Origin of the sequence: Rhizobium sp. AN6A, assembly GCF_900215635.1 — a bacterium.
GTDB classification, from domain to species: domain Bacteria; phylum Pseudomonadota; class Alphaproteobacteria; order Rhizobiales; family Rhizobiaceae; genus Agrobacterium; species Agrobacterium tumefaciens.
The window spans coordinates 424,103-447,139 of record NZ_OCNC01000002.1; the positions used below are offsets into that span (position 1 = coordinate 424,103).

21 protein-coding genes are annotated in these 23,037 nt (G+C 58.4%); 4 read left to right on the forward strand and 17 right to left on the reverse strand.

The window, feature by feature from the left end:
- Positions 1-43: 43 nt before the first annotated feature.
- From CRO62_RS03325 to CRO62_RS03360, 8 genes are all read right to left on the reverse strand, one after another.
- A complete protein-coding gene (locus CRO62_RS03325) occupies positions 44-1,294 on the reverse strand; it encodes a transporter substrate-binding domain-containing protein (RefSeq protein ID WP_097099174.1) in 1,251 nt (416 codons plus the stop codon).
- Between the two features lie 249 nt (positions 1,295-1,543).
- Positions 1,544-2,152: an ANTAR domain-containing response regulator gene (locus CRO62_RS03330; RefSeq protein ID WP_003516987.1), complete on the reverse strand. Its 609-nt coding sequence runs from the start codon at positions 2,150-2,152 to the stop codon at positions 1,544-1,546.
- Between the two features lie 12 nt (positions 2,153-2,164).
- Complete coding sequence (locus CRO62_RS03335) at positions 2,165-3,316, reverse strand: transporter substrate-binding domain-containing protein (protein ID WP_097099175.1); 1,152 nt, start codon at positions 3,314-3,316, stop codon at positions 2,165-2,167.
- Positions 3,317-3,686: 370 nt separating this feature from the next.
- The gene (locus CRO62_RS03340; RefSeq protein ID WP_013637555.1) at positions 3,687-4,160 is read right to left on the reverse strand and encodes a hypothetical protein; all 474 of its coding nucleotides are present in this window, start codon (positions 4,158-4,160) and stop codon (positions 3,687-3,689) included.
- Positions 4,161-4,203: 43 nt separating this feature from the next.
- Positions 4,204-4,851, reverse strand: a complete 648-nt coding sequence (locus CRO62_RS03345; protein ID WP_020808305.1) for a MarC family protein — start codon at positions 4,849-4,851, stop codon at positions 4,204-4,206.
- 65 nt (positions 4,852-4,916) lie between these two features.
- The gene (locus tag CRO62_RS03350) at positions 4,917-5,348 is read right to left on the reverse strand and encodes a hypothetical protein (protein WP_013637556.1); all 432 of its coding nucleotides are present in this window, start codon (positions 5,346-5,348) and stop codon (positions 4,917-4,919) included.
- A gap of 52 nt (positions 5,349-5,400) precedes the next feature.
- A complete protein-coding gene (locus tag CRO62_RS03355) occupies positions 5,401-7,566 on the reverse strand; it encodes a mechanosensitive ion channel family protein (protein ID WP_097099176.1) in 2,166 nt (721 codons plus the stop codon).
- A gap of 52 nt (positions 7,567-7,618) precedes the next feature.
- Complete coding sequence (locus CRO62_RS03360; RefSeq protein WP_323455464.1) at positions 7,619-8,878, reverse strand: alpha/beta hydrolase; 1,260 nt, start codon at positions 8,876-8,878, stop codon at positions 7,619-7,621.
- Positions 8,879-9,304: 426 nt separating this feature from the next.
- Here CRO62_RS03360 and CRO62_RS03365 point away from each other — a divergent pair, with 426 nt between their 5' ends.
- From CRO62_RS03365 to CRO62_RS03375, 3 genes are read left to right on the forward strand one after another with little or no spacing between them, the layout of a single operon-like run.
- Positions 9,305-9,589: a hypothetical protein gene (locus tag CRO62_RS03365; protein ID WP_020808308.1), complete on the forward strand. Its 285-nt coding sequence runs from the start codon at positions 9,305-9,307 to the stop codon at positions 9,587-9,589.
- A 39-nt stretch (positions 9,590-9,628) separates the two neighbouring features.
- Positions 9,629-10,735, forward strand: a complete 1,107-nt coding sequence (locus CRO62_RS03370) for an HlyD family secretion protein (protein ID WP_097099178.1) — start codon at positions 9,629-9,631, stop codon at positions 10,733-10,735.
- A complete protein-coding gene (locus CRO62_RS03375; protein ID WP_097099179.1) occupies positions 10,725-11,747 on the forward strand; it encodes a DUF2955 domain-containing protein in 1,023 nt (340 codons plus the stop codon). Before CRO62_RS03370 ends, CRO62_RS03375 begins: the two co-directional genes overlap by 11 nt.
- Positions 11,748-11,921: 174 nt before the next feature.
- On the opposite strand, the gene CRO62_RS03380 is transcribed toward CRO62_RS03375, so the two are convergent.
- Positions 11,922-13,727 carry an adenylate cyclase gene (locus tag CRO62_RS03380; protein WP_097099180.1) on the reverse strand — a complete coding sequence of 602 codons (1,806 nt, stop codon included), beginning with the start codon at positions 13,725-13,727 and terminating at the stop codon, positions 11,922-11,924.
- 707 nt (positions 13,728-14,434) lie between these two features.
- Complete coding sequence (locus CRO62_RS03395) at positions 14,435-15,352, reverse strand: AraC family transcriptional regulator (RefSeq protein WP_097099182.1); 918 nt, start codon at positions 15,350-15,352, stop codon at positions 14,435-14,437.
- 156 nt (positions 15,353-15,508) lie between these two features.
- Here CRO62_RS03395 and CRO62_RS03400 point away from each other — a divergent pair, with 156 nt between their 5' ends.
- Positions 15,509-15,895: a limonene-1,2-epoxide hydrolase gene (locus CRO62_RS03400; protein WP_097099183.1), complete on the forward strand. Its 387-nt coding sequence runs from the start codon at positions 15,509-15,511 to the stop codon at positions 15,893-15,895.
- Positions 15,896-16,041: 146 nt separating this feature from the next.
- On the opposite strand, the gene eutC is transcribed toward CRO62_RS03400, so the two are convergent.
- Genes eutC through CRO62_RS03435 form a run of 7 tightly spaced genes read right to left on the reverse strand, consistent with a single transcriptional unit; the run spans position 16,042 to position 23,027 of the window.
- Entirely contained in the window at positions 16,042-16,848 is an 807-nt protein-coding gene (gene eutC, locus CRO62_RS03405) for an ethanolamine ammonia-lyase subunit EutC (RefSeq protein WP_097099184.1), read from the reverse strand.
- Position 16,849: 1 nt separating this feature from the next.
- Positions 16,850-18,241 (reverse strand): ethanolamine ammonia-lyase subunit EutB, encoded by a 1,392-nt coding sequence (locus CRO62_RS03410; RefSeq protein WP_097099185.1) that lies wholly within the window; start codon positions 18,239-18,241, stop codon positions 16,850-16,852.
- Between the two features lie 9 nt (positions 18,242-18,250).
- Complete coding sequence (gene hisN, locus CRO62_RS03415) at positions 18,251-19,039, reverse strand: histidinol-phosphatase (protein ID WP_097099186.1); 789 nt, start codon at positions 19,037-19,039, stop codon at positions 18,251-18,253.
- Positions 19,039-19,974 (reverse strand): choline/ethanolamine kinase family protein, encoded by a 936-nt coding sequence (locus CRO62_RS03420; protein ID WP_097099187.1) that lies wholly within the window; start codon positions 19,972-19,974, stop codon positions 19,039-19,041. Before CRO62_RS03420 ends, hisN begins: the two co-directional genes overlap by 1 nt.
- 47 nt (positions 19,975-20,021) lie before the next feature.
- Positions 20,022-20,987: a phosphotransferase family protein gene (locus tag CRO62_RS03425; protein WP_323455448.1), complete on the reverse strand. Its 966-nt coding sequence runs from the start codon at positions 20,985-20,987 to the stop codon at positions 20,022-20,024.
- Positions 20,984-22,273: a Zn-dependent hydrolase gene (locus CRO62_RS03430; protein ID WP_097099189.1), complete on the reverse strand. Its 1,290-nt coding sequence runs from the start codon at positions 22,271-22,273 to the stop codon at positions 20,984-20,986. Before CRO62_RS03430 ends, CRO62_RS03425 begins: the two co-directional genes overlap by 4 nt.
- Positions 22,266-23,027, reverse strand: coding sequence for a DeoR/GlpR family DNA-binding transcription regulator (locus CRO62_RS03435; protein ID WP_013637571.1), 762 nt, complete (start codon positions 23,025-23,027; stop codon positions 22,266-22,268). Before CRO62_RS03435 ends, CRO62_RS03430 begins: the two co-directional genes overlap by 8 nt.
- Positions 23,028-23,037 lie beyond the last annotated feature (10 nt).

Genomic DNA, 23,037 nt, shown 5'->3' on the forward strand with positions numbered 1-23,037 from the left:
GGTCCCGCCAGGCATGGCTGGCGGGACGACGCGAAAAGAGGGGTCAGCCCTTGAGCTTTGCTGCGTCGAGACCGTTGCTGGTGCAGAAAAGATTGCTTTCCGTCTCGCCATAGGCCGAATAGGGCAGCGGCTTGATCGGTGCCGGGTAGGCGTTGACGACCTTGCTTTGTCCATCCGGCTGCCATTGGCCGATGCGCGGCGTCAGCCAGCAATGCAGGTTGTCGGGGTCGGTGGTCACCTTGCCGCCGGGCGCGTCATAGGTCTGGCCACGAATGCCGGCCCGGATCGCATCGGCGGACAGACCGCCGGATTTCTCCACTGCCTGCTTCCACAGGAATACCTGGAAATAGGCGGCCTCGAGCGAATGGTATGTCACTGCCTTCGGATCGTTGACGAAGGTCCTGAAGCGTTCGATGAAGCTCTTGTTAGCCGGCGTTTCGATCGACATAAAATATGGAAATGATGTGTAGCTGCCCGCCGCATATTCGGCGCCCATGGCGGCGATCTCGATTTCGGAGGTCACTGTCGCGCAGATCGGGATAACCTCCTGCGAGAGGCCCTGGTTCTTGAACTCGCGGTAGAAGGCGATGATCGAGTCGCCAACCACGTTGGAAAGAACCACGTCGGCGCCCGATTCCTTGATCTTGCTGACCATGACAGCCCATTCGGAGTGTCCAAGTTCCAGATATTCGTCCGCCACCCATTCTGCGCCCGCCGCCTCGATCAGTTTCTTGGAAACCTTGGCCATCTCGCGCGGGTAGACATAGTTGGAGCCAACGATGAAGAACTTCTTCTTGCCCAGTTTCTCGACAATCCAGGGAATGTAGTTGGAGAGCTGCTGGTTTGGAACGGCGCCGGAATAGACGACGTTGCGCGAGCACTCAAAGCCCTCATAGTGCGTCTGGTAGAACAGCATCGCGCCGCGCCGTTCGAAGATCGGCAGTACGGCCTTGCGGCTGGCAGAGGTGTGGCAGCCGAAGATGGTGGAAATCTTGTCCTTGAGGATCAGTTTCGATGCTTTTTCGCTGAAGGTCTTCGGATCGGAAGCGCCGTCTTCGACGACGACTTCCACCTGGCGGCCAAGAACGCCGCCGGCTGCGTTGATTTCGGCCACGGCCATCATGACACCGTTGGCGAGAAGCTTCTCGGCAACAGAAAGCCCGCCCGTCTGGGAGTAGAGCGCACCGACCTTGATAGCATCGGCTGCAAAGGCCCGGCCGCCCAGCGCCGGCAAGGCGAGTGCGGCTGAAGCGGTGGCTGCGGTTTTCAGAAAGTCACGTCTGTTGAACACCATCTTGGTTCCCCTTTTTTTGATTGGCGCACGCGACGGCACTGCCCGGCTCTACGGCGAGGCTTTCATGCCGAAAAAATACTGGAAGGCCGACGTCACTGTCAGCAGATAACAAAAAACCCGCGAGGCTTTTCACAGCCTGCGGGCACCCTTGCCATCATCGCATCACGGCTGCGCCGCGTGCAACAGCGGCACATGGCTTCGCGAAACGAAGGGATGTGCCGGAGGTGTTCATCTGGAACACATCAAAAACTAATCATGTTTTTGGGAAGGGCGCAAGAGCTGTTCGGCGTTGATAATCGAATTGGCGATTTCATCGATTGGGACGCGCCGAGCCATCGCTTGCTCGCGCATTTCACGATACGCCTCATTCTCGCTCGTGCCGCGATTGGCCATTAGAATGGCCTTTGCCCGGGCGAGCTTCTGGTCTCCCAAGACCTTGCGCTTATATTTACGGGCTTCCTTGACGAGCCTTTGGCGCTCAAGCCAGAGACTGCGCGCTATGGCGAGATTGGTCAGCAGGCCGAACGGTTTGATCGGTCTCTCGACAATGGCAAGCGCGCCGCTTTCCAGAACGATCTGCAATGTGGAGGGATTTTCGTAACCGACGATGGCGAGCATGGTCGGAGCGGGATTGGGGAGGCACTTCAGCAGGCGTTCGATTTCCGGTCGCGCCTCGTCTTCCATGGCAAGAAAGACGACATCCGTGCCGTGTGGCAACTCGGCAGGGACCGGCCAGAGGCAACTGACCGTACAACCGATACGGCGCAGGTGATCGACGAGAAACTCTCCTTCGGATGTCCGGGGATGAATCACCAGAACCTTGAGATCCCGCAAATCTCTGAGAAGGGCGAAAGACATCGTCGCTCCTTCTCAGACCTGAACACGATGTGGGAACGGCTGCGTCAGGTCCGGGCGATATTCTCGCATGAACGGATCTGGCGCCACGCGTAGCGACGGGTCATGGACGATGTCATAGCTGCCTTGCGCATTTACTTTTGCAACCCTTGGCCACAGATGGGTGTGGTTCGTCAGCCGGTCTACCTTCACAGCGCCCTGCGGAGCGTCGTACTCGACCTCGTAAAGGGCTGGAAGAAGCTGCTCCAGCCCGTCGCCACCGGCCCGCTGCAAAGCTCCCGCATAGAGATAGACTTGGAAATAGGCCGCTTCGGCCGGCGCGGTCGGCAGCATCTGCTGGCCGTATCGCTGTTGGTAAGCCAAGACGAAGGCGCGCGCGCGAGGCGTATCCAGGGAGGCGAAAAACGGGGCCGCGGTGATATGCCCCTCAGCCACTTCCGGTCGCATCCGGATCACGTCAGCCTCGCTTGTCGACTGACTGGCGATTGGCATCGTCGCTGCATCAAAACCCGCCTCCCTGAACGCCGTGTAGAAGGGAATGATACCGTCGCCGACGATTGTCGAATAGATGACATCCGGCCGTGCCGCGCGAATATGCCGGATTATTTTGGCGACATCTTCGGGCTTTAGGTTGAGAGGAACATATATTTCGTCCAGTACCTGACCGCCCAGCTGAAGAAAGAGATCGCTGATCGTCCGATTGGATTCGTAAGGGTAGACGTAGTTCGAACCCACAAGGAAAACCCGCTTTCCATAATGCTTGGTGAGGAAGTCGACCAGCTGCACGGAGTTCTGGTTGGGTGCGGCCCCGGTGTAGATACAGTGCCGAGAGTATTCAAACCCCTCATACAGTGTCGGATAGAATAGCAGGGCCTCTCGAGCTTCGATGACGGGCAGTACGGCTTTGCGGGTGCTAGACATATGGCAACCGAAAACGACCCGGACCCGATCCTCGTCGCAAAGCTTGACCGCAAGTTCCTTATAGAGATTGGGCGTCGATTTAGGGTCATAGGCAACAGGCTCGATCATCCGGCCGAGGACGCCACCAGCCGCATTGATTTCGTCAATCGCCAGCAAGGTCGCGAACCTCTGGGTTTTTTCGACGGCTCCGGTCACACCCGTCTCGGAGAACAACACACCGACCCGCCAGCTTTCTGAATGCATCATAGCCCACCAAAAAATAAAAAAGCTCCCGCCCGTTTCCGGTCGAGAGCTACCCTGCTCATGGAATATCAGCGGCCCGTTGAAGCCTGCAAAATGATGATGTCAGTTTCCTTGTCCGGTGGCAACATAGAGGAGAGCCGAAAACACTCGCAAATGTAAAATCATGGAATCAAAATTCTTCCGCGTTTTCGCCTGAGCATCGAGAATACGCACACACCCTCTTTGCTCCAGCGAGCGATGTCTAACTTCCCTTCATCCGCATGGCGCTATTCGATAGCCTGGATGGAACGCGATATGGACATCGGTTCCACCGCCAGGTCGGCTTCGACAGCGGCGGCCAACACCACACTGCTGAGCTGTAACCGGAGGCAATTTATGTCTCAGCTGGATCTTCGATCGCCTTCGCAAGACGTTCAAGTTCGACGGAGTAGCAAAAAAAACTGAACAGTACCAACAGGATCAAAGCCCCCTGCAGAACCGTATGACCAAGCGGGGGCAGCGTGTTGGATTCCGGCAAGTGTCGAAAGAAGATTGTTGAGAACAGGACGCCTCCGAACAGGAAGGCCAGGCGTGCAGCGAACGATAAGAGGTGAGATACGAATATGGAGTGGAACGGTGCGCGGACCTCGACCCAACGCATTCTTGTCCAGTAGCTTGCCTGTAAAAGCAGCGCAACCGCAAGGATTGTGAGCAATGTCGACACGGGCACTTGTTGGCGTTCGCCAAGATGGGTGACGACGGCGTAAAAGATCGGGAAGATAACCCGGAGCAGGAATGCGACCGCCAGGGACTGGAGCACGATGAGTGATCCGTAAGCGAGAGCATTTTTCCTTCGATCAGTCATCATGCGCATTCCCTTCGAGCCGCCTGGAGAGGCTGCGCCCTATGGGTCAATGACCCACCGCCGGCGCAATGATCCCTAGACGCCCCAGCCCGCTGACAATCAGCTGGACTGCGACAGCGGTCAGCAAGATCCCGAACACGACCTCTGAGACGACCATGCTCGCTGGCTTCATGTGTTTGGACAGCTTGTCGGTATTGGTAAAGACGACATAGTCGAAAGCAGCGACAATCAGGATCAGAACAGCGACAACTACCGCGCTGGCGACTGAGACAACTTCGCCAGACGCCAGGATTATGACGGTTATGCCGACGGGGTTGAGCAAATAGGGAACCGCAAGCGGGAACACTGCGAGTTTGTCCGGATCGATCGGATCGGCAAGCTCGTCATGCGGCTTTTCCGTCGGTCCGGAGGCCATCTTGATCGCTATGAGCGCAAGGATGACGCCACCTGCCACAGCGACGGCGCCGCCGGTTATGTGGAGAAGTCGCATCAGAAGCGCGCCGGTCGCAAAGAGGATCAGTGCTGTGACGAGTGCTGTCAGTACCATCTGGCGGCCGATGCGCACTTTGGTCGCGGTGTCGAAACTGTGGGTTTTCTCAAGAAACGGCACGAGGGCAATTTTTGGACCCATGCCGATCAAAAGCAAAAGAAGAAGCTTTCCAACAAGCGTGGCGTCGATGGTGTTGAAGTCCATGGAAGATCCCCTTCGTTGATGATCTGCGCGTGCGCGAGAAGCATGATTGTCCCAGCCAAGCAGTTTCAGTGCGGGCAAACGTCCCAGAAGCCGGTCGTTTTGGCTGGAGACGTGTAATACCAGCACTGGCCGGGCTGCGGCGGTGTACCAGCCAGTGCGACAGCTGCTGCACCGGTAACGACGCCAATGGCTGCGCCTGCAGCTATCGCGGCGCCCGGCCGCCAGTACCGGCGGGGAGCGACAACCACAACGCCGCGCCGCGCTGGTCGGTAGGCCGGGGCCGCAGGCCGATGGGCAGGGCGATATGCGGGTGCATGACGACGTCCGGCAGCAGCGCAACCGCGCGGTCCGCACGCCGCCACACCGCAGCCTCGGGGGCCACAGGCTGCAGCCCCACGGCGGGCTTCAGCGGTCGAGGGTAAAAGAACCGGTATGCTGATCAGCATCAGCACGGCGATCAGGCTCAGCAGGTGTGATACGATTTTTGAGGTTTTCATTTCATATCCTCCTTGTGATCTTTGATGGCGTTTCGCCTGGTTCACTTCGTGATCAAGCTGGCCCGGGCACGGCCACGGCGTTGTGTTTTGCCAGCGCCTGCTGGGCAGCGGCAGCAAGACCCTCTTCCTTTCCGCCTGCGACTTGCACAGTCGGAACGGCGATCTTGATGCCTTGGGCGTTGAATGCTTCCCGCAGCATCGCATAAGCTCTGCGACGGATGGCCGATTGCAGTTGGGTAGGTTTCAACGTCATCCCGAAGCTCAATTTTATTCCAATGTCTGTGATCTCTTCGACGCCTTTCATTTTGAGGTTCTCAATAATGAACGGCTGGAATTCGGGGTCATCGTACAGGGCTTTGCCCACGGCTTTGGTAATTGCCTTGACCTGGGCGACGTCGGATTCGTAGGACACGGACAACAGGAATTTGACCACTGACCAGTCGCGGCTCATGTTCTGAACGGCACCCAGTTCACTGAATGGGACGATGAATATCGGGCCCCTGTGGTGCCTAAGCTTGACCGAGCGGAGACTGAACGCCTCGACGGTTCCTTTGTAACTGCCGCTCTGAATGTATTCACCAATCCGGAATGCATCGTCGAGTAGATAGAACATGCCGCTGATGATGTCCTTGACGACGGTCTGCGCACCAAAGCCAATGGCGACGCCTACAACGCCAGCACCGGCGATCAATGGTCCGATCTCGATTCCGAGTGAAGACAGGGCCATCATGATCGCAATCGCTGCAAAAAGGATCATGACGAAGTTGCGCAAGATCGGGAGAAGGGTTCTCAAACGGGTACGCCGCCGCTCCCGCTCGCTTCCAATCTCAAGCGCGGCTTCCGTGTCTCCCATTTTCCGATCGATCAGCACTTTCACGACATTCCATGCCAGATCGACGACAAGGAGAATGATGCCGGCGCTTAGCACTCCACGTAAGAGCCGTAGCGCGGGTGAATCCTGCATCGTCATCTCGGTCAGTCGAACGTCCATGACATCGGCGAGGAAGAGGATGGCTGCAACGATCAGGGCTGCCCTTATCCCACGCTCGACGACAACCGAAACCACTGTGACACGGTTATGACCGTCCTCTTCAGCGCCGGAGCGGCGCAGAATGTTGTTTATGGATGCTTTGGTAAGAACGATCGCGCCTGGCAATGCGGCGCAGACGACCATAACCCAGAAAAGCGTCGTCGCGCCCGCCACCCAGAGCAACCAGATACCGGTTAAATAGGCAGTCCAAAGCCAGTTGCGACCATTCAATCCAATCCGGCTGCCCTGTAGCGTGGAGGAATGAGGCGGGCGTCGCCATATGGCCTCGATAGCAATGCCGAGAAGAATGAAACCCAGGAAGTAGGCCGCGAGCTGCCGCGCCGGGATCGATAGGCCAAGCGTACCTAGAAGCCGGATGGTCACCCAGCCAAAGGCGTACCAACCCACGAGATAGCTCAGTCGTTTTGCCCAGTGACCTGCCGTCTCGTCAGAGATCGGAACCACGCGGAAATGGCCTTTCTCGTTCGAGCGTGGCGCCAAAAACACATCCAGTACTGCGCTGGCGAGGCGGTAAATGACGACAGCGAACAGGAAGCCTACGACGATTTCCCTGACGATCGGTGGCCAGTCAAAAAGCAGGAAGAAACCGATGCTGCCCAGCCCGAACGACAGCACGTAAAAAGCCGCCCAGAGCAGCCGGGCGGTTATGGCAATAATCCTGTGCCAAACGGTCGTGAACGAGGCTTCTGCCATCCATGACCGCCAGCCAGCACTGATCCACCAAAATACCCATTGAGCGGCAAGTCCTGCGGCAACAAACGCGACCACCAGCACGATGGGCCGGGTCCCGCCAATCGTCTTGATGTCCTGCTCAAGTAAAGCGGCGCCACGCTTTGCTTCGGACGGAAAAGAATGTGCAGCGTCGACCATTGCGGCGGCATGGGCGCGGAAACGCATTGTCGATGCGGCAAACGAGGGACCTACCTCTGCGCTGGTCGAAGGCGGCGCTTCAGGATTCGCTCCGCGAGCGACGTGCTGCAACCATTTCTGAACATCGGGATCCGACATTAGGGTGATGAAGTGCTGGACATTGGGTGGTTGTTCCGCCGGAGCGGGCGCGTCAGGCATTTGCGCTGCTGCGGCTGAGATGCCAACAAACAGGATGAGCATCGCCGCAATAGAGGTGCGAGATATTTTCATCAGCAAAAATTTCAGACGCATTACCATTGTCTGTCCCTGTTGTGGTATCTCGGCGCCCTTCTGAAGGACGCTCGACCAGCTATTGATGACATGCTTCAGTCGAAGTATTCGGTGTGTTGCAGCGCGATGATTTCCGTGTCGTGCCACCTGAACCAAGGAGGGACTGAACCCCTCCGGCATAATTGTCTCTGGTGTCGGCATCGACGACGGCAACCGGAGCGGCAAGGATCAGCCCTGCGGTACTGCCCACTGCCGCTGCCGTGCCGGTTGTTGCTGCAAGGATCGTATCTCCAAGGCCAATCTTGCTGTCCGTCAAAGTCTGTCCATCAGAAATCCGGGCTCCAATCAGCCGGACGATCTCTGGCGACTCCGCGAACTTCCCGTGGTTGAGGCTGTCCCCGGCTTTGATCATGGTGAGGTCGATTACCGAGATCTGGCTTTCGGCCAATTCACTCTTGTAGGGAGGCTGCTCAGGGTCGATAGCGCCAAGCCTCGCGACGTTGCCCCACACTCGGCGGGACACGGCCAATGCCCGGTCATCCCGGGAGACAAATAAAGTGAATTTCGGATGCTTTTTGCCCATGTCGGCGATCTGTTGCCGGAAGACGTCGACGTCGACGTCGGGAGATGCGAGCATCACATTCTTGAACTTGGCCGGAAGGCTTCCATTGCGAATGGCCATTTGACGAAGCGCCTCGAGCGCGAGCCAGTTACCCATGGAATGAGCAAGGATCGAAACTTCCTTCACCTGCTTATCCCTGGCCAGATATTGAAAAAGCAACTCCAGGGCATTGCGCGTATAGTTGGTGCTCTCGCGGTCGTAGCCGTACGCAAGTAGGCTTCCGCGCGACGGCCAGGTGACCAGTACGGGAGCGCTCGCTACGCCGGAATCCTGGACGATTTGGGCAAAGCGATAGACCGAGTCTTCAAATCGATTGTTGAAGCCGTGAATGAAGACCAACACGCTGCCGTCACGGCTCTCTCTGACGGAAGCGCTCAGCCATTTCCGGGCATCGTCGCGGCTGATTTCCTGTGCCTTTAACGTCGCAAAATCTGTGGCTGGATTGGGAGGAATCCTTTTCGGCCAGGCAACATTACCAATCTTGCGGACATTTCCCGGAGGGATGGACACGGTGATCTCCGCGAAGGCCGCATCCCTTGCGCGTTCACCCGTGAACATCTCGCCTTTGTTCGCGGAGCGACTACGCGTTGTTGTGATCAGCATGTCCACCTTGGTGGATGTGGGGGCGCTATCGGCAACAGGGACAAGAACGTTTGTCGCGTGGCCGCCGCAACCAACGAGAGCTGCGAACATCACACAAAAAGGGAGCCTTCCCATTCGATATGGAAAGCGTCCGTTACGGAGGTCCCTTGTATCGTTGCCGTTCACCAGATCGCCCGCCGCCATTTGTCACAGCTTTGTCCTCGCCACGTCGGCGCAAAAAAAACCTATGCGAATGACGGGCTGTTTTCCCGTAACATCGGGTATGTTACGGGCATCCGGCGGGCGATGCCGTCACCTGAATGCGTGAAAGTGTCGAAGTTGCCAGAGACAATCACACGCGGCCCCGTAACCGTCGTCTCTCTCGCCCGCTCGCCAGCGTGGTAAAACATGCGAGGCCTTGACGGTGCTGCAATCCGACCCCGGTAAGCTGACCGCACCAGCGTATATTACGGTAACATACTGCACGAGCCGCGCTTCATCGAAGAATATGCCATCGAGACATTCGGCGTCGCCGTGACGCTGTGACGGTGGGAGAGGACAATGGATGAAGGTGTGGCTGCGGTCAGGCTGCGGTTTCCCACAAGAGTTCAGGCCATCAACGAGCTTGCGTCGCGGGACGTCATATTCTGTGAAATCTGCCAGGATTTTGCCGAAGCCCAGACGGAGTTGGCAAGATGGGAGGCGGCTTCTTCCGATCCGGTCCGAGATGACCGTGTGGCCGAATACAAGGAATTGTTGGCGGCCCTTGGCAGAGAGATTGAAGATGCTCTCGCCCGAGCCACCGTTGTCTCTCTTCATCGCTCACCCGGTCCGCGCCCGGTGTAACTCCGCCTGATGGGCAGTTAACTTCGAAGGAACAAGATCGTGGCTTCCGAGATATCACACGAGCCTGTAACTACCCCGCCACCCCGCAATCCCCTGCGGAGGATCGCTTTCGCTGTCGTTTGTCTGGCGCTGGTCCTGTTCGTGCTGTCAGTCTTCATGGAGCGGCGGACACCATCAACATCTCAAGCGCAGGTCCAGGCGTATGTCGTTGGTATTGCGCCTGAAGTCACAGGTCGCGTCGTGGAAGTGGGCGTTAACGACAATACGCGGGTGGAGGCCGACCAGGTCCTGTTCCGAATTGATCCCCAGCGCTACCAACTCGCCGTGAACGAGGCGGAGGCCGGTCTGGCCAGTGTCGGCCAGTCAATCGGCGCATCGACCGCTGCAGTGGATGCCGCCCAGGCAAAGCTTGTCCAGATCCGTGCCGACAGGGACAACCTTCGCGACCAATATGCCAGGGCCTCCGAACTCCTCAAAAACGGCGTGTTTTCAAAAGCCCGTTTCGACGCCGCCAAATCTGCCTTCGATCAGGCAGAGGCCTCGGTTTCCGGTGCGCAGGCTGATCTCACCAAGGCTCGCGAGCAGCTCGGCCCTTCCGGAAACGACAATCCGCAACTGCGCGCAGCTCTTGCTGGATTGGAGAAGGCCAGGCTGGACCTGATGCATACCACAGTGCGGGCGCCTTCGTCCGGGGTTGTGACAAACCTTCAGCTCACCAGTGGCAAGGTCTTGCCAGCCGGCCAACCGGCCATGACCTTTATCGATGTGGGCACCATCTGGATCAATGCCGCGTTCAAGGAGAACAGCCTCGAAAATGTCGTCGTCGGCAACAGGGCGGAAATCCTTTTTGATGCCCTTCCAGGCCGACTGTTCCCTGCCACGGTAGAAAGCGTCGGCTTCGGTGTCTCGCAAGGGAGCACGGATCCGAGCACCGGGTTGCCAACCATGCGCAGTGACAGCGGCTGGGTCAAGGAAGCGCAGCGGTTTCCGGTCCGTCTCAATATCGATGAAGCTCAAAGACCTAAGGGCGGCGTGCGCTACGGTTCGCAGGCGACCGTCATCATCTATACCGGTAACAATCCGGTCACCAATGCTTGGGGATCACTCTGGGTCCGTATCATGTCGGTGCTCACCTATGTCAACTGACTGCACCGCCGCCGAGCAGAAACGAAAAGGATTGCGGGTCGCTCTTGCGGTTTCGATCGGCTTTGTGCTGGCGGTGTATTGGGGGGCCTTTTTTCCGTTCCTCGGGCCGCTTTTCGCCGCGCAATTTCTGCTGGGAAGCTCTCGACCGATGCCGCTTGCCAAGACACTTGGCGCGGCGCTCGTCATTCTGGTCTCGGGAATGGCGATGATGATCTTGACCAGCAGCCTCGGCAATCGTCCTGTTCCCTTTCTCCTGCTTCTGGGGCTGACCTATTTCCTGTGTTTTGCCTTACAGACGTCGGGAAAGGGCGGGCCTGCGGTGTTTCTGGTGTTGGTGGTCGCGATCATCGTGCCGCTGCTCGGTATTTTGAACGATGAGTTGGCCAATTCCATCCTCTCGATCCTTGTTGGTGGCGTGTTGTCGGGCACGCTTTTGACGTGGCTCGCCCATGCGATCTTTCCCGAACCGGTAGTTCTGGACGGAAGTGCCGCGCCATCCTTCGACCAGCCGCCGGCTCTGCTGAGAGCATTGGCAAATACGCTGATCCTGCTGGCATCTGTCGTGATCTGCCTGACGAGCGACAATCTGACGGCCGCGGCGGTCATTCCGATCACCGTTGCATCCTTGCTCGGCCAGCTCGACGTCGCCGCAAGCACGCGGGCAGCTGTTGGGCTTATAATGGTCAATCTATTCGGCGGCGTCCTCGCATCTTTAGCTTATGCGATCCTCACGCTTCGCCCCAACCTGTTCTCGATCTTTCTGATTGTCCTTGTCGTTGCCCTCTTTCTGGGAGGTCGGGCAGCAGCTCGGACCAAGGAGGCGCCGATGTTTGCCGGTGCCCTGACGATTTTCCTTATCCTGTTCGGGCTCGGTGTGTCGCCCCTGCCTGGCAGCGCTGCGGAAAGCTTCGCCACCCGCATTGTCTATATCGCCGTAGCTTTGACCTACACTCTGTTGCTCGCCACCATTCTGTGGCCCAGAAGGCCACACCTGAGAAGGATAAACCCATGAAAACGCAGCTAGTGTGATTTCTACAGCGGTGCGTGGATCTGGAAGTATCCGCGTAAGACGTGGGCGTTCGAAAAAGGCCTGAAGGAAAGAGATATTGGCGTCACCTTTCCTACCTGCCCGTTTGGTACGTCGCAGCGGGCGGCATTTCGATTTTCAGCGTATTAAGCCTCTGCGCTAGCGCGGCTGCAAATCCGAAGCACTGATGGTTATCGCGGCGGGGTCTTTAACCTTGGGAGGCAGCATTCCGGCTTTGCGAAGTCCCTCTATCAGTCGGTCACGATCACTTGGCTGTACGTTCCGCATCGCCAGTTCTTCAACGACGTTTGGCAGGAAGTCCGGGCGCATTCGAACGAAAATCTCTGCCTCGTGCCGGGCTTGATCCATCATTCCGGCATCTGCGTATATGACCGCCGCAACCGCATGAAACAGCGGAAATTTTTGCATATCAGCCTTGGTGATCTCGCGGACGGCGGTTGAATTGTCGTGGAGCATGTAGGCTGCAAGAGCGCGTGTGCCGTTATAATAGCCGCTGCCGCCTGGGTTGAGTGCGATAGCCTGATCAAGTAGGTTGGCTCCCCGTTGCCACTGGCCGCCAAGGGCTAGTCTGGTGCCGAACTCGCCCATCAACTCGGTGTCGTTGGGGTTGGTAGCGAGGGCCACTTCGCCTACTCGCATCGCCTCGGTAAGCTCCCGGTTGAAAAACAGGGCCATCATCAACGCCTGAAGCCCCCGCGTGTTGCTCGCATCAAGCTGGGTCGACCGTCGCGCCGCGCGAAGCGCCCGCTGCAATGGTGTCTCCGGACCTTGGCCCCTATTGAATTTGAAGCGGTCTTCATCGAGATAGATGATTGATAGCATCGCCCAGGCAGTGGAAAAGGTCGGATACCGCGCAACGGATGTTTCCAGGCATTCGCGAACGTGTGCATGCTCTTCGGGGCTGAGCTCGCTACGATATGCGTAAAAGCGCAGGCTGCATTCGTATGCACCAAGATCCTGCGGTGGAGGATTTGCCGTGTCGGCCTGTGCCATCACACCATATGGCTGCGCAATGGCGGTGGCGACTCTTCTGGCCACGTCCGCCTGTATGGAAAACAGGTCTTTCGATCCGAGATCGTTGTCATAATCCCGCGACCAGACTATTTCGCCATCGTCGGTGTCAAGAAGACGGGCTGTCACGCGCAGGCTGTTTCCAGCAGTTCGCACCCCCCCGGTCAGAAGATACCGGGCCCCAAGCTCCTCCCTAACTTTGGATACATCGACGTCCGACGGCAGCGCTTTGGACGTCTCGCGACCAAAGACCTTGATCTCCTTGAAGCGGGGCAGGGCAGTCAGAAGCTCCTCCGTAAGCCCGAGGCTGTATAGCTGGGCGTTCGGTCCATCGCCCAAATTGGCGAAAGGAGCCACAATTAGGGCGGGTCTGTCGGGAGCCGTGCTTTCGGCTAACTCTTCTGTTGGCGCCAATCTTGAGTGACTTGAGAATTGATAGGCAGACGCAGCCATAAGCAGGACGAGGCAAGCAAGCGAAAGCCGCCTCACGCTCCACCATCGGACCATCGGCGATAGCTGTGATGTCGGAACGGACCCATTATCGACCTTCTTGGAAACCACCGCAGTATTCAATGAGAACACCGGGGCATATCCGCCCTTCGGTATGTCGATCCTGACCGGGTCCTTGTGACCTTCCACCAGATAATACCGTTCCAGCGAACGCCTTAGGCGCGCGGCCTCGATCCGTACGACCGGATCGTCCTGCGTGAAGCTTTCATTGCGGCCGAATACCTCAATTGCGATGGAGTAACCCTTGATGCGGGCGGCCCGCCCGGCGATGGCTTCTTCGACAACATATCGCAGAAATGCGGCACTTCGCCCCAAGCCGGGAAACTCCGCGCTCGCGACGATGCGTTCGAGTTGCGAGCGGATTTCCTCTTCTCCCGGAGGGTCTCGTGCTGCAGTTGAAGCCGTGGACACCGTCGTCTGCATAGCCGCCTCCCGTCCCCCCTCGAGATTCATCGCATGCGTGTAGTGTGTCGTGAGCTTACACCCGAGATATGGGCGCGTCCATTGTTCCGTCGAGCCCTCGCCTATGAAAGCCCGCTGTTTTTGTCTTTATATGCGCATAAGGCTAACGACTTGAGCAAACGTTTCTTTAGTTGCGGTGCCCGACGATTGCACCTGATCGTGCATTTAAGATCGAGAGCGAGCTGGTTGCCATGTTCTTGGCTTCCCAACAGCATGTCTCCTGTGGTGCTATATTTCCATCATCTATGCCGACTGATATGTCCGCTTTCCGTGGACGGCAACGCCGTGGTTTCGACTGTAACAGAGTTGGATCTGGCAACTGGGCAAAGCGCCTGCATTCCAATCGTGAATTGCGAGGCGCTATGGCCGCCTGCTAGCAACAATTGTCGGGCCTCCTGCAAGCTGAGATGCTTTTGGTACTGACTAGGAACGAACCCTGTTATCGCCAGAAAATGGCGATGCAGGCTTGCGCGGCTCATGCCGCTGGCATCGCGATTTTCGACAGGGTAGATGCGGTGTTCGCGCCTCTTTTCCGGTACTTCGGTTTCATCGACCCGCCATAACGCAGATGATATTTCAGGGTCTCCCGCGCGTCACGCGATGGCGCGAGGCTTTGGCTCTACGAGCGAGCGTCGTCGCAGCGGTCAGTCAGGACTACGGTCAGCGGTTCAAGCAACATCTGGCCGCGCACCGGGTGCTTTTGGCGGATTGATGCCCCCCAGGCCAGCCTTTGCTCGCTTGGTGTCTTGACCCGGGGGCGCTCCGAAGAGGCGCTTGTACTCACGGCTGAACTGCGAGGCGCTCTCATAGCCGACGGCGAACGCAACTTCGGCTGCACCTGCCTGGTTCGCGATCATGCGTCGGCGGGCCTCATGGAGCCGGATATATTTCTGATACTGAAGCGGGCTGACGGCGGCGACGGCTTTGAAGCGATCGTAAAAGACGGATACACTCATGCCGGCAAGTGCCGCGACCGCCTTGAAATCGAGACGCTCGGCGTAGTGGTCGCGTATCCAGGCCATTGCCTTTCGAATGTGCATCAGACGCGAGTCTGCGCCGGCAATCTGACGGAGCAGGCCGCCATGCGGCCCCATCAGCAGCCGAAACATCAGCTCATGCTCCAGAGACTGAGCCATGACCGGGATTTCGGTTGGGCGATCGAGCAGTTCTACCAATCTCCCCCAAGCACCGAGAAGCGACGCGCTCGCGGTGCTAACGCCGTATCCCGATTCCATCGGCAACTCTGGCATCGCTGCCATCTCAAGGACGAGGTCGGACAGCAGAGGCGGGTCCAGATATAAACCGATTGCGACAAACGGTCTGTCTGGCGACGCTTCGCAAACTTGGCCCAAGGCAGCAATCTCGGCCGCGACGATCATGCTTTGGCCGGGTCCGTATTCAAACATCTTGTCGCCGATAAACATGCGCTGCGTACCCTGGATCACCAAGGACGCCGCAGGATCGTAGATCAGCGGATCGACCTCGGTCGTATGGTCGAGAGTATACGCGAACAGTCGCGGCAATTTAAGGCTGGGACGGCCAGCATGGCGTATAGCGATGGCGCGTATTCTGTCGAGTTCGGTCATGGAGTCCCCCTAAGTCGATTGCCCAGTTCTATCAAGCATTCCGGAAGATCGGGCAAGAGTGACGGAAGTTTCGGCATCGTGGCATTGGGGTCGAAATCCTACTATCGCGGCAAGACAGAGGCCAACGGGGCTTCTGATGGCCCAGGAGAAACTGCCATGCCCACCCCAATCGAAACCGTTTCGGCTTTTTGCGCCACGTTCGTTGAAGACGGCGGAAGGCCAGCCGTGCGCCGCTGGTTCACACCCGCCACGCGCTGGGTCAATGAAGGCGTGTCGGTCACGACGGGCGTCGACGAGGCCATTGCGATGATCGACGGACTGGAGACATCGCTGGGAATCTCGACAGTCCATATCGATATGCTCGCGATTGCCGCCGATGGATCCCGCGTTCTCACCGAAAGGCTTGACCGGTTCGAGCGTGCCGACGGCAGTGAAATCGGGCGCGTGATGATCATGGGAATTTTCGAGCTCGAAGGCGACAAGATCGTCGAATGGCGGGACTATTTCGACGTAACCGCCGTCCAGAAGTTCTCCAACGGCTAGCACGGCAGCTTGCGAACGATGATGTTGAGTGCAGGGACTGTTGTCTCCGCACTCAACACAAGGCAGTCGACTGGACTTTCGACGACAGGCCGCAATCCTGCCAAAGCAGATGGGCCACGTTCCGAGGGTTTCGCACCGCAAAGACTTCAAATTGTCAGTAGGTCTTTAGCTGGAAGCGGATTGTCATGTCTTTCGAGAAACTCCACCATGGCAGCCTTGAGCGCCACGCCACTGACGCGGGTCCTCATCATATCCCTGGTCAGCGTCGCAATGATCTCGGCAGCTTCGCAGACCGGCAGACCACCATCCCTGATATTGGAGACACAATTTCGGCTGGAATCCAGGTTTCCCGACTTGGGACCGTAAGTGATATAAGCACCGAGGCTGTCGGCAGCTGAAAGTCCCGGACGTTCGCCGACAAGCACGATCGTCAGTTTTGCACCTAATGCCTCACCGGCAGGATCGCCGAGCGCGACGCGCGCCTGGCTCGCCAGCACAATAGGTGCAGCCGTCAGGTTCAGGATAGCGAGCTTCGGAACAAGCGCCTCGATCAACGGCACGGCATTGAGATCGATTGCGTGGGACGACAGGCCATCCGCGACGATAATTGCGACATCATAGCCATTGATCGTCCTCTCATGTTTCAGCCGTTTTTCGGATTCCGCCGCAAGCCGTCGGCCAAGATCCGGCCGCCGCACATAGATGCTGCGGTCACTTGCCATGCTATCGACATTGACAGCCGGAAGGCCGAGACAATCAAGCCTGTCTGCCAGCGAGGGCCGGTCGACGCTCGTCCAGACCGCTTCGCGCGCCCGCGCGTGGTCGAGAAGGAAGGCGAGTTGAGCGCGTGTCGGAAGACCCGCGCCATGACGGCCGAGCGAAACACGCGCATCGGTCATATCCTTGATAGTGAGGTTTTTTCCGGCAGCAGTGGGTTCTCGCACCTTTTCCATGTCAGGCTCCGATCAATGCGCTGTTGCGGACATAATTGGAAAGCGCGACAGGCTCGCCGACCAGCGCGCCATCTGGATCGGTCAGGCCGATTTCGAAAAGCCATTTCTCGAACTCTGGTGCGGGTGGCCGCTTCAGCGTCTCGCGGCAATAGACGGCATCGTGATGCGATAGCGACTGGTAGTTCAGCATGATATCGTCGGCGCCGGGAACGGTGATGACAAAATTGACATTGGCTGCGCAGAGGAGCGTCAACAGCGTATCCATGTCTTCCTGATCAGCATCGGCATGGTTGGTGTAGCAGACGTCGACGCCCATTGGCAGGCCAAGGAGCTTGCCGCAGAAATGATCCTCGATGCCGGCACGGATGATCTGCTTGCCGTTGAACAAATATTCCGGCCCGATGAAACCGACGACCGTGTTGACGAGCATCGGATCGAACTCGCGCGCCACCGCATAGGCCCGTGCCTCCATCGTCTGCTGGTCGACGCCGAAATGCGCATCGGCCGAAAGCGCCGCGCCCTGCCCAGTCTCGAAATACATGACGTTTGCGCCCGGCATGCCCCGACCCAGCGACCGCCCCGCCTCATGTGCCTCCTTCAGAAGCGCCAGATCGACGCCGAAGCCGCGATTGGCCTTTTCCGATCCCGCCACCGACTGGAAGACGAGATCGACCGGCGCACCGCGTTCGATTGCCTGGATGGCCGTCGTTACATGGCCAAGGCAACAGGTCTGTGTCGGGATCGCAAGCTTTTCCCGCAATTCGTCGAGCAAGGAAACGATGCGGATATAGTCATCTGTCGCATCGGTCGCGGGATTGACGCCAATCACGGCATCTCCCGAGCCCATCAGCAGCCCGTCGATGGCAGACGCTATGATACCGCGGCTGTCATCGGTCGGGTGGTTGGGCTGGTTGCGGGTGGAAAGCCGCCCGGCGAGCCCGATCGTGTTGCGGAATCGCGTCACGACACGTCGCTTGGCAGAAACAGCTATCATGTCCTGCAGGCGCATGATCTTCGAAACGGCCGCGACCATTTCCGGCGTCAGTCCGAAGGTCACCGCCTCCAGCCGCTCATGCGTCGTCTCGGGCTTGAGCAGCCATTCGCGGAATTCACCGACAGTAAGCGAGGAAACTGCGGAAAAGGCTGCCGGATCGTGCCGCTGCGCGATCAGTCGGGAAACTTCGTCATCCTCCGACGAAATGAGCTCCTCGCCGAGAAATGCTTTCAAGGGGAGATCGGCCAGCGCCATCTGGGCTGCCAAGCGCTCTACCGGGCCTTGCGCCGCAATGCCGGCCAGCTGGTCGCCGGAGCGCTCGGGGGTTGCTTTCGCCAGCAGCATTTTCAGGTCATCAAAGCGGAAGACAGTCTGCTCGATTGTCGTCGTATAGGGCATTTTTTCACGTCACAGGTTGAGGAGGGCCAGGGCTTCGTCATGAAGTCTCGGGGTGGCCGACGCCAGAACCCGTCCATCGGAATGGATCGAAAGCGCATTGCCCCGCCAGTCGGTAATGCATCCGCCGGCACCCGTCACAACGGGCACGAGAGCCATGTAGTCGTAAGGTTGAAGTCTCGTCTCGAGAGCGATGTCGCAATGGCCGGAAGCGATCAGACCATAGATATAGCAGTCTCCACCGAAACGCCGCAGCCTGGCTTTGCGGGAGAGACGCTCGAAGCTTTCGGCTTCGCTGCCCAGGAACATATCCGGCGAAGTCGTATAAAAACGCGCGCTGGAGATGTTTTCGCAGCCACTCGCGTGGGCCGGCTTGCCAGCAAAGAGTGTCTCTCCCGGCCGGCCCTGCCAGCGTTCGCCGGTGGCTGGAATATCGATCAGACCACAGAATGGCTTTTCCTGAAATGTCAGTGAGACAAGCGTACCAAACAGCGGAAAACCGGTGATGAAGCTCTTGGTGCCGTCGATTGGGTCCAGCACCCATGTAAAGGCGTTACCTTCCTTTACGCCGAACTCCTCACCATGGATGCCGTGATCGGGAAAACTCGCCTCGATCATCTCGCGGAGATGTTTTTCGATCGCCCGGTCGGCGATTGTCACCGGGCTCTCGTCGAGTTTTGAGATCACGTCGAGCGGCGTCCGGAAATAGGAGAGCGCCAGCGGACGCGCGGCGTCGGCAAGTTCCGCGGCGAAGGTGATATAGGTCGCAGCTTCTTGCGGGCTGATATCGGTGACGGGCATCAAAGGGCTTTCAGGAACAGGGGCCAACGGGGATCGTGGATGATCGAGCGGGCGCGCATATGCTTCCAGATTCCGTACTTGTAAAAGTCGAAATCGAGGGTCGATATCCGGTTTTGTACCATCGCCCAGGTGCTCCACTTGATGTCGGCGAGTGCCTTGTGGACGATGAAGCGAGCGTGATGCGCCTTGTCGTAACGACCGAAATACTCCTCGATTATCTCGCAGTCGGTCGCCTCGGAATAGAACATCTCGCCACTCCAGATCGCGAGATCGTAGAGCCTCTCATTGTTCGACGCATATTCGAAATCGATCAGCTTGATCGACTTGTCGTCACCGATCAGGAAATTGCCCGGCATCGGGTCATTGAAACAGGGAACCAGATCGAGCCCGGATGCCTCAAACGCGGCGCGCGCCTGTCTGTAGTTGCGGAAGAGCCAGTTGTGGTCGAGCGGCCAGTGGCCGTCAAGCTGGCGCACTTGGTCGAAATGTTCATCGATCATGTCGAAGACGGTTTTTGTCAGCGGCAGGGCAGGGGCGTCGTGAAACTGCCGGTACACGCGCACCGCTTCGTTGCGGATCGCCGGGTCTGCAAAATCCCTATGTGTCGAGGCGCGGCGACCGTCGATGAACTCGGCGATTTCGATGTCGAGGTGATCGAGATAGTCGAATGTCTTCGGGCCGATGCCGATCACTTCTGCCTGCTTGCTGGCGGCAGCGGCGGCCTTGCGATCGATGAACATCTCGGTGCCGCGGCCGGGAATCTTTAGAAAATACCCACGCTCTTCGCCTTCGACCTCGATGCGGAAATTGGTGTTGCTGATACCGCCGGAAACCGGACTGTAGCGCAGCCGCCGTCCTTCCCAAGGTGGCACCTGGATGATTGCAGCCTCAACTGCCTGTTCGGCATCGGATCGTGCCATTCCCAGTTCATTCATAGGCTTGTTCCCGTTATTGTTTCTAGCCCGTTGTCGTTATCGTATGCCTAAAGCGCTCTCAGCCTGGCCTCGAAATCCGGCTGACCGAGCAGCATCCGGCACCGCAGGAACCGCCAGCCGGCATATTTCAGGAATTCGACACCCCGTGGCGGCGAACGAAGCTCCAGTACGAGGCTGCGCAACGCCCAGTAGAGGTCGTCTGCCGCCGCATAGACACGGCAGCGGTTGAAGGTTCTTTCGCTGAAACCTCCATCATGCATTTCCAGCAAGGGCCTCATCTGGCTTTCGAACTGGTAGAGTTCGTTCATCTGAACGCCGAGCTGGTAATAGGGGTCGATGTCGGCGGCCATGTCGAAGTCCACGAGCTGCATTTTCCCGTCTGGGCCTAGCATGACATTCGAAGCCTGCGGATCACCATGGGCCGGTTTCAGGTCCACGCCGGCCGCTGAAACTGCCTCGCGGATCGGCGTCATCCAGGAGAGCATCCATTCGACATCGCCGGGCAGGCTGGTGTCACCGGCACTCACGATCGCCCAGAGCTGATCGATGCCGTCGAAGACTGACCATGTTCGGCCGGTGGAAACACTCCCTGCGATCGTCGTCTGCATCTCGATCAGGCGGGCAACAGTTTTCGGCTGCATCAGATCGTCGATCCTTGCCGCTCGCCAGCCGTCGCCAAGTCGGGCAAACAGCATGCTGGCCGTCCCGGCATCGTAACCAATCGGCTCAGGCGAAAGACCAAGGCTGTGAAAACGGTTTGCCGCAGCATTTGCTGTCTCGGCATTCACGAGATCGGTTACCTCATCGGCACCGAGACGCAGGAAATAACGTGCCTCCCCGCCTGTCGGCGCGACCACGAAACCGCAGGATTCGACGGCATGATAGGACGGCGATGCGACAGCTGCCGTCCCCGGCGCATAGGAAGGGGTGTCGCCAATCACTGCGGAAAAGACTGAAAGCGCCTTCTCCGCGCGGGCTTCCATCGGTGATTCAGGAGAGCCCGATCTCTTCATTCGGCAGCCTCGCTGAGTTCGACAACTTTCAAACCTTCACAGGCGATCTTGTAGAGCATGTCCGCCACTATCTGCGTGCCAAGGGCCTGGTCTTCAGGCGAGGTATACTCGGTCGGGTGGTGGATGACGCCGTCACGGCTCTGAACCGCCAGCACCACCGCCGGGCAGACATCGGAGACGGCAACGGCATCATGGCCGCCGATCGTATCGAGGTGACGGGCGCTCTGGCCGAGATGCGCCGCAGCACTTTGCGCAAGCGTCACCAGGCCCGGCGCGAACCTTCCCGCCTTGCGGCGGTCGATGGAGCGGACCTCCGAGGTGACGCCGGCTTTCATCGCCGCTTCCTCGATCTTGATCTTCATCTTGCGTTCCGCCTCCGTCAGGACGTCTGGCGATCCCGAGCGCAGCTCGATGAACAGCACGGCTTCGGCCGGCACGACATTGGGTGAATTGGGGAAGACTTCCAGGCGGCCAACCGACGTATGCAGGTCCAGCCCGTGTTCGGTCGATATCTGCTTGAGATCGGCGATCAGATAGGCAGCAGCAAGCAGCGCATCCTTGCGATCTGCCATCGGGGTTGCGCCGGTATGTGCCTGGCGTCCATGGAAGGCGAGGCGATATTTTGTCGCGCCCCAGAACCGCGTGAAGATACCGAACCGCTCCCCGGCGCGGCTGAGCGTCGTGTCACCTTCTATATGCAGCTCGATCAATGCGTCGGGAATTTCCACCTTTTCCTTGCCAGCATAACCGATCTCGTCCAGCGACTGGCGCACCGTAATGCCATCGCCGTCGGCCCGTTCCAGCGCCCATTCCAGGTCAATGGCGCCGGTAAACACGCTGCTGCCGAGCAGGCTCGGCTGGAAACGGGCGCCTTCCTCATTGGTCCAGTTGACGATCTGGAAGTTGCAGGCGGACAACCTGCCTTCCGCCTTGAGACGTTCGCTGACGGACAAAACCGCCTCGCAGGCGGCGATGACGCCAAGCGCTCCGTCGAAACGACCGCCGTTCGGCTGGCTGTCGATATGGGAACCGACCATGACGACGGGCGCATTTGCGCCCGCCAAGGTCATCTTGCCGAACTGGTTGCCGATCGCGTCTACGGCCTGCTCGAAGCCGTTTTCGGCAAACCAGTGCCCCAGCCAGTCGCGCGCCATTCCGTCTTCCCTGGAAAGCGTCAGGCGGGTCATCGAGCCATCGGGGCCGCCGCCAAAAGTGGAGAGGGTCTCCATCAACATCTGGAGCCGCTCGGCATTGATCGGGACAGGGGAGGAGGAGACGTCAGGCATGTATGATTTCCACTTTGGATTGATTGAATTGATCTGAAAATTCCCGCGCGATGACGCCGCTGGTCACCACCGCGTCGATTTCGCTGAGGCCGAATGTGTGGATGGAGCCGAGACGACCAAACTTGGAACTGTCGGCAACAATGATCGAACGTTTTGCCTGGGCCTTGGCGACGCGGCGCAGGATCGCCTCGTCCTCGCCGAAATCCATGAACCCGCGTTCGGCGTGAATGGCGCTGATGGCGATAATCGCGAGATCGAAGAAATGCTCCTTCAGCGCGGCCACGGTCTCATGGCCGTATGTCGCCTGATAATCTGGGCGCATGCGACCGCCAAGAACCCGCACACTTGCCTGCGGCAGATTGAAGAAGTGGGCTGCGACCGCCAGCGAATTACTGACAACGGTCAAGTCCTTGCGCGTCTCGATATGTTTCAGGCAGGCAATCGTTGTGGTGCCGGTATCGATGAACACCTTCATGCCGTCCTCGACCAGCGACGCTGCCGCCTCGCCGATCTTGGCTTTCTCGCGTGAGCTGACGCGCAGTCGGTCGGTAAACGGCTGATCGCTTTCCTGCTGGTCAAGGACCGCGCCGCCATAGACGCGGCGGGCATAACCGCGCATCTCAAGTTCCTTGAGGTCGCGCCGGATCGACTCCTGGCTGACCTGCAGATAATCGGCAAGCTCCCTCACATTGACGCGCTGGGTTTGCTTCAGCATGTCGAGGATAAGCTTGAGGCGATGTTCGGTGAAACTCATGAATGCACCC

Excerpts from the sequence above, each read along its gene's own strand:
- CRO62_RS03325 (WP_097099174.1), bottom strand. The coding sequence starts at position 1,294 with ATGGTGTTCAACAGACGTGACTTTCTGAAAACCGCAGCCACCGCTTCA.
- CRO62_RS03330 (WP_003516987.1), bottom strand. The coding sequence starts at position 2,152 with ATGTCTTTCGCCCTTCTCAGAGATTTGCGGGATCTCAAGGTTCTGGTG.
- CRO62_RS03335 (WP_097099175.1), bottom strand. The coding sequence starts at position 3,316 with ATGATGCATTCAGAAAGCTGGCGGGTCGGTGTGTTGTTCTCCGAGACG.
- CRO62_RS03340 (WP_013637555.1), bottom strand. The coding sequence starts at position 4,160 with ATGATGACTGATCGAAGGAAAAATGCTCTCGCTTACGGATCACTCATC.
- CRO62_RS03345 (WP_020808305.1), bottom strand. The coding sequence starts at position 4,851 with ATGGACTTCAACACCATCGACGCCACGCTTGTTGGAAAGCTTCTTCTT.
- CRO62_RS03350 (WP_013637556.1), bottom strand. The coding sequence starts at position 5,348 with ATGAAAACCTCAAAAATCGTATCACACCTGCTGAGCCTGATCGCCGTG.
- CRO62_RS03355 (WP_097099176.1), bottom strand. The coding sequence starts at position 7,566 with ATGGTAATGCGTCTGAAATTTTTGCTGATGAAAATATCTCGCACCTCT.
- CRO62_RS03360 (WP_323455464.1), bottom strand. The coding sequence starts at position 8,878 with ATGGGAAGGCTCCCTTTTTGTGTGATGTTCGCAGCTCTCGTTGGTTGC.
- CRO62_RS03365 (WP_020808308.1), top strand. The coding sequence starts at position 9,305 with ATGGATGAAGGTGTGGCTGCGGTCAGGCTGCGGTTTCCCACAAGAGTT.
- CRO62_RS03375 (WP_097099179.1), top strand. The coding sequence starts at position 10,725 with ATGTCAACTGACTGCACCGCCGCCGAGCAGAAACGAAAAGGATTGCGG.
- CRO62_RS03380 (WP_097099180.1), bottom strand. The coding sequence starts at position 13,727 with ATGCAGACGACGGTGTCCACGGCTTCAACTGCAGCACGAGACCCTCCG.
- CRO62_RS03395 (WP_097099182.1), bottom strand. The coding sequence starts at position 15,352 with ATGACCGAACTCGACAGAATACGCGCCATCGCTATACGCCATGCTGGC.
- CRO62_RS03400 (WP_097099183.1), top strand. The coding sequence starts at position 15,509 with ATGCCCACCCCAATCGAAACCGTTTCGGCTTTTTGCGCCACGTTCGTT.
- eutC (WP_097099184.1), bottom strand. The coding sequence starts at position 16,848 with ATGGAAAAGGTGCGAGAACCCACTGCTGCCGGAAAAAACCTCACTATC.
- CRO62_RS03410 (WP_097099185.1), bottom strand. The coding sequence starts at position 18,241 with ATGCCCTATACGACGACAATCGAGCAGACTGTCTTCCGCTTTGATGAC.
- hisN (WP_097099186.1), bottom strand. The coding sequence starts at position 19,039 with ATGCCCGTCACCGATATCAGCCCGCAAGAAGCTGCGACCTATATCACC.
- CRO62_RS03420 (WP_097099187.1), bottom strand. The coding sequence starts at position 19,974 with ATGAATGAACTGGGAATGGCACGATCCGATGCCGAACAGGCAGTTGAG.
- CRO62_RS03425 (WP_323455448.1), bottom strand. The coding sequence starts at position 20,987 with ATGAAGAGATCGGGCTCTCCTGAATCACCGATGGAAGCCCGCGCGGAG.
- CRO62_RS03430 (WP_097099189.1), bottom strand. The coding sequence starts at position 22,273 with ATGCCTGACGTCTCCTCCTCCCCTGTCCCGATCAATGCCGAGCGGCTC.
- CRO62_RS03435 (WP_013637571.1), bottom strand. The coding sequence starts at position 23,027 with ATGAGTTTCACCGAACATCGCCTCAAGCTTATCCTCGACATGCTGAAG.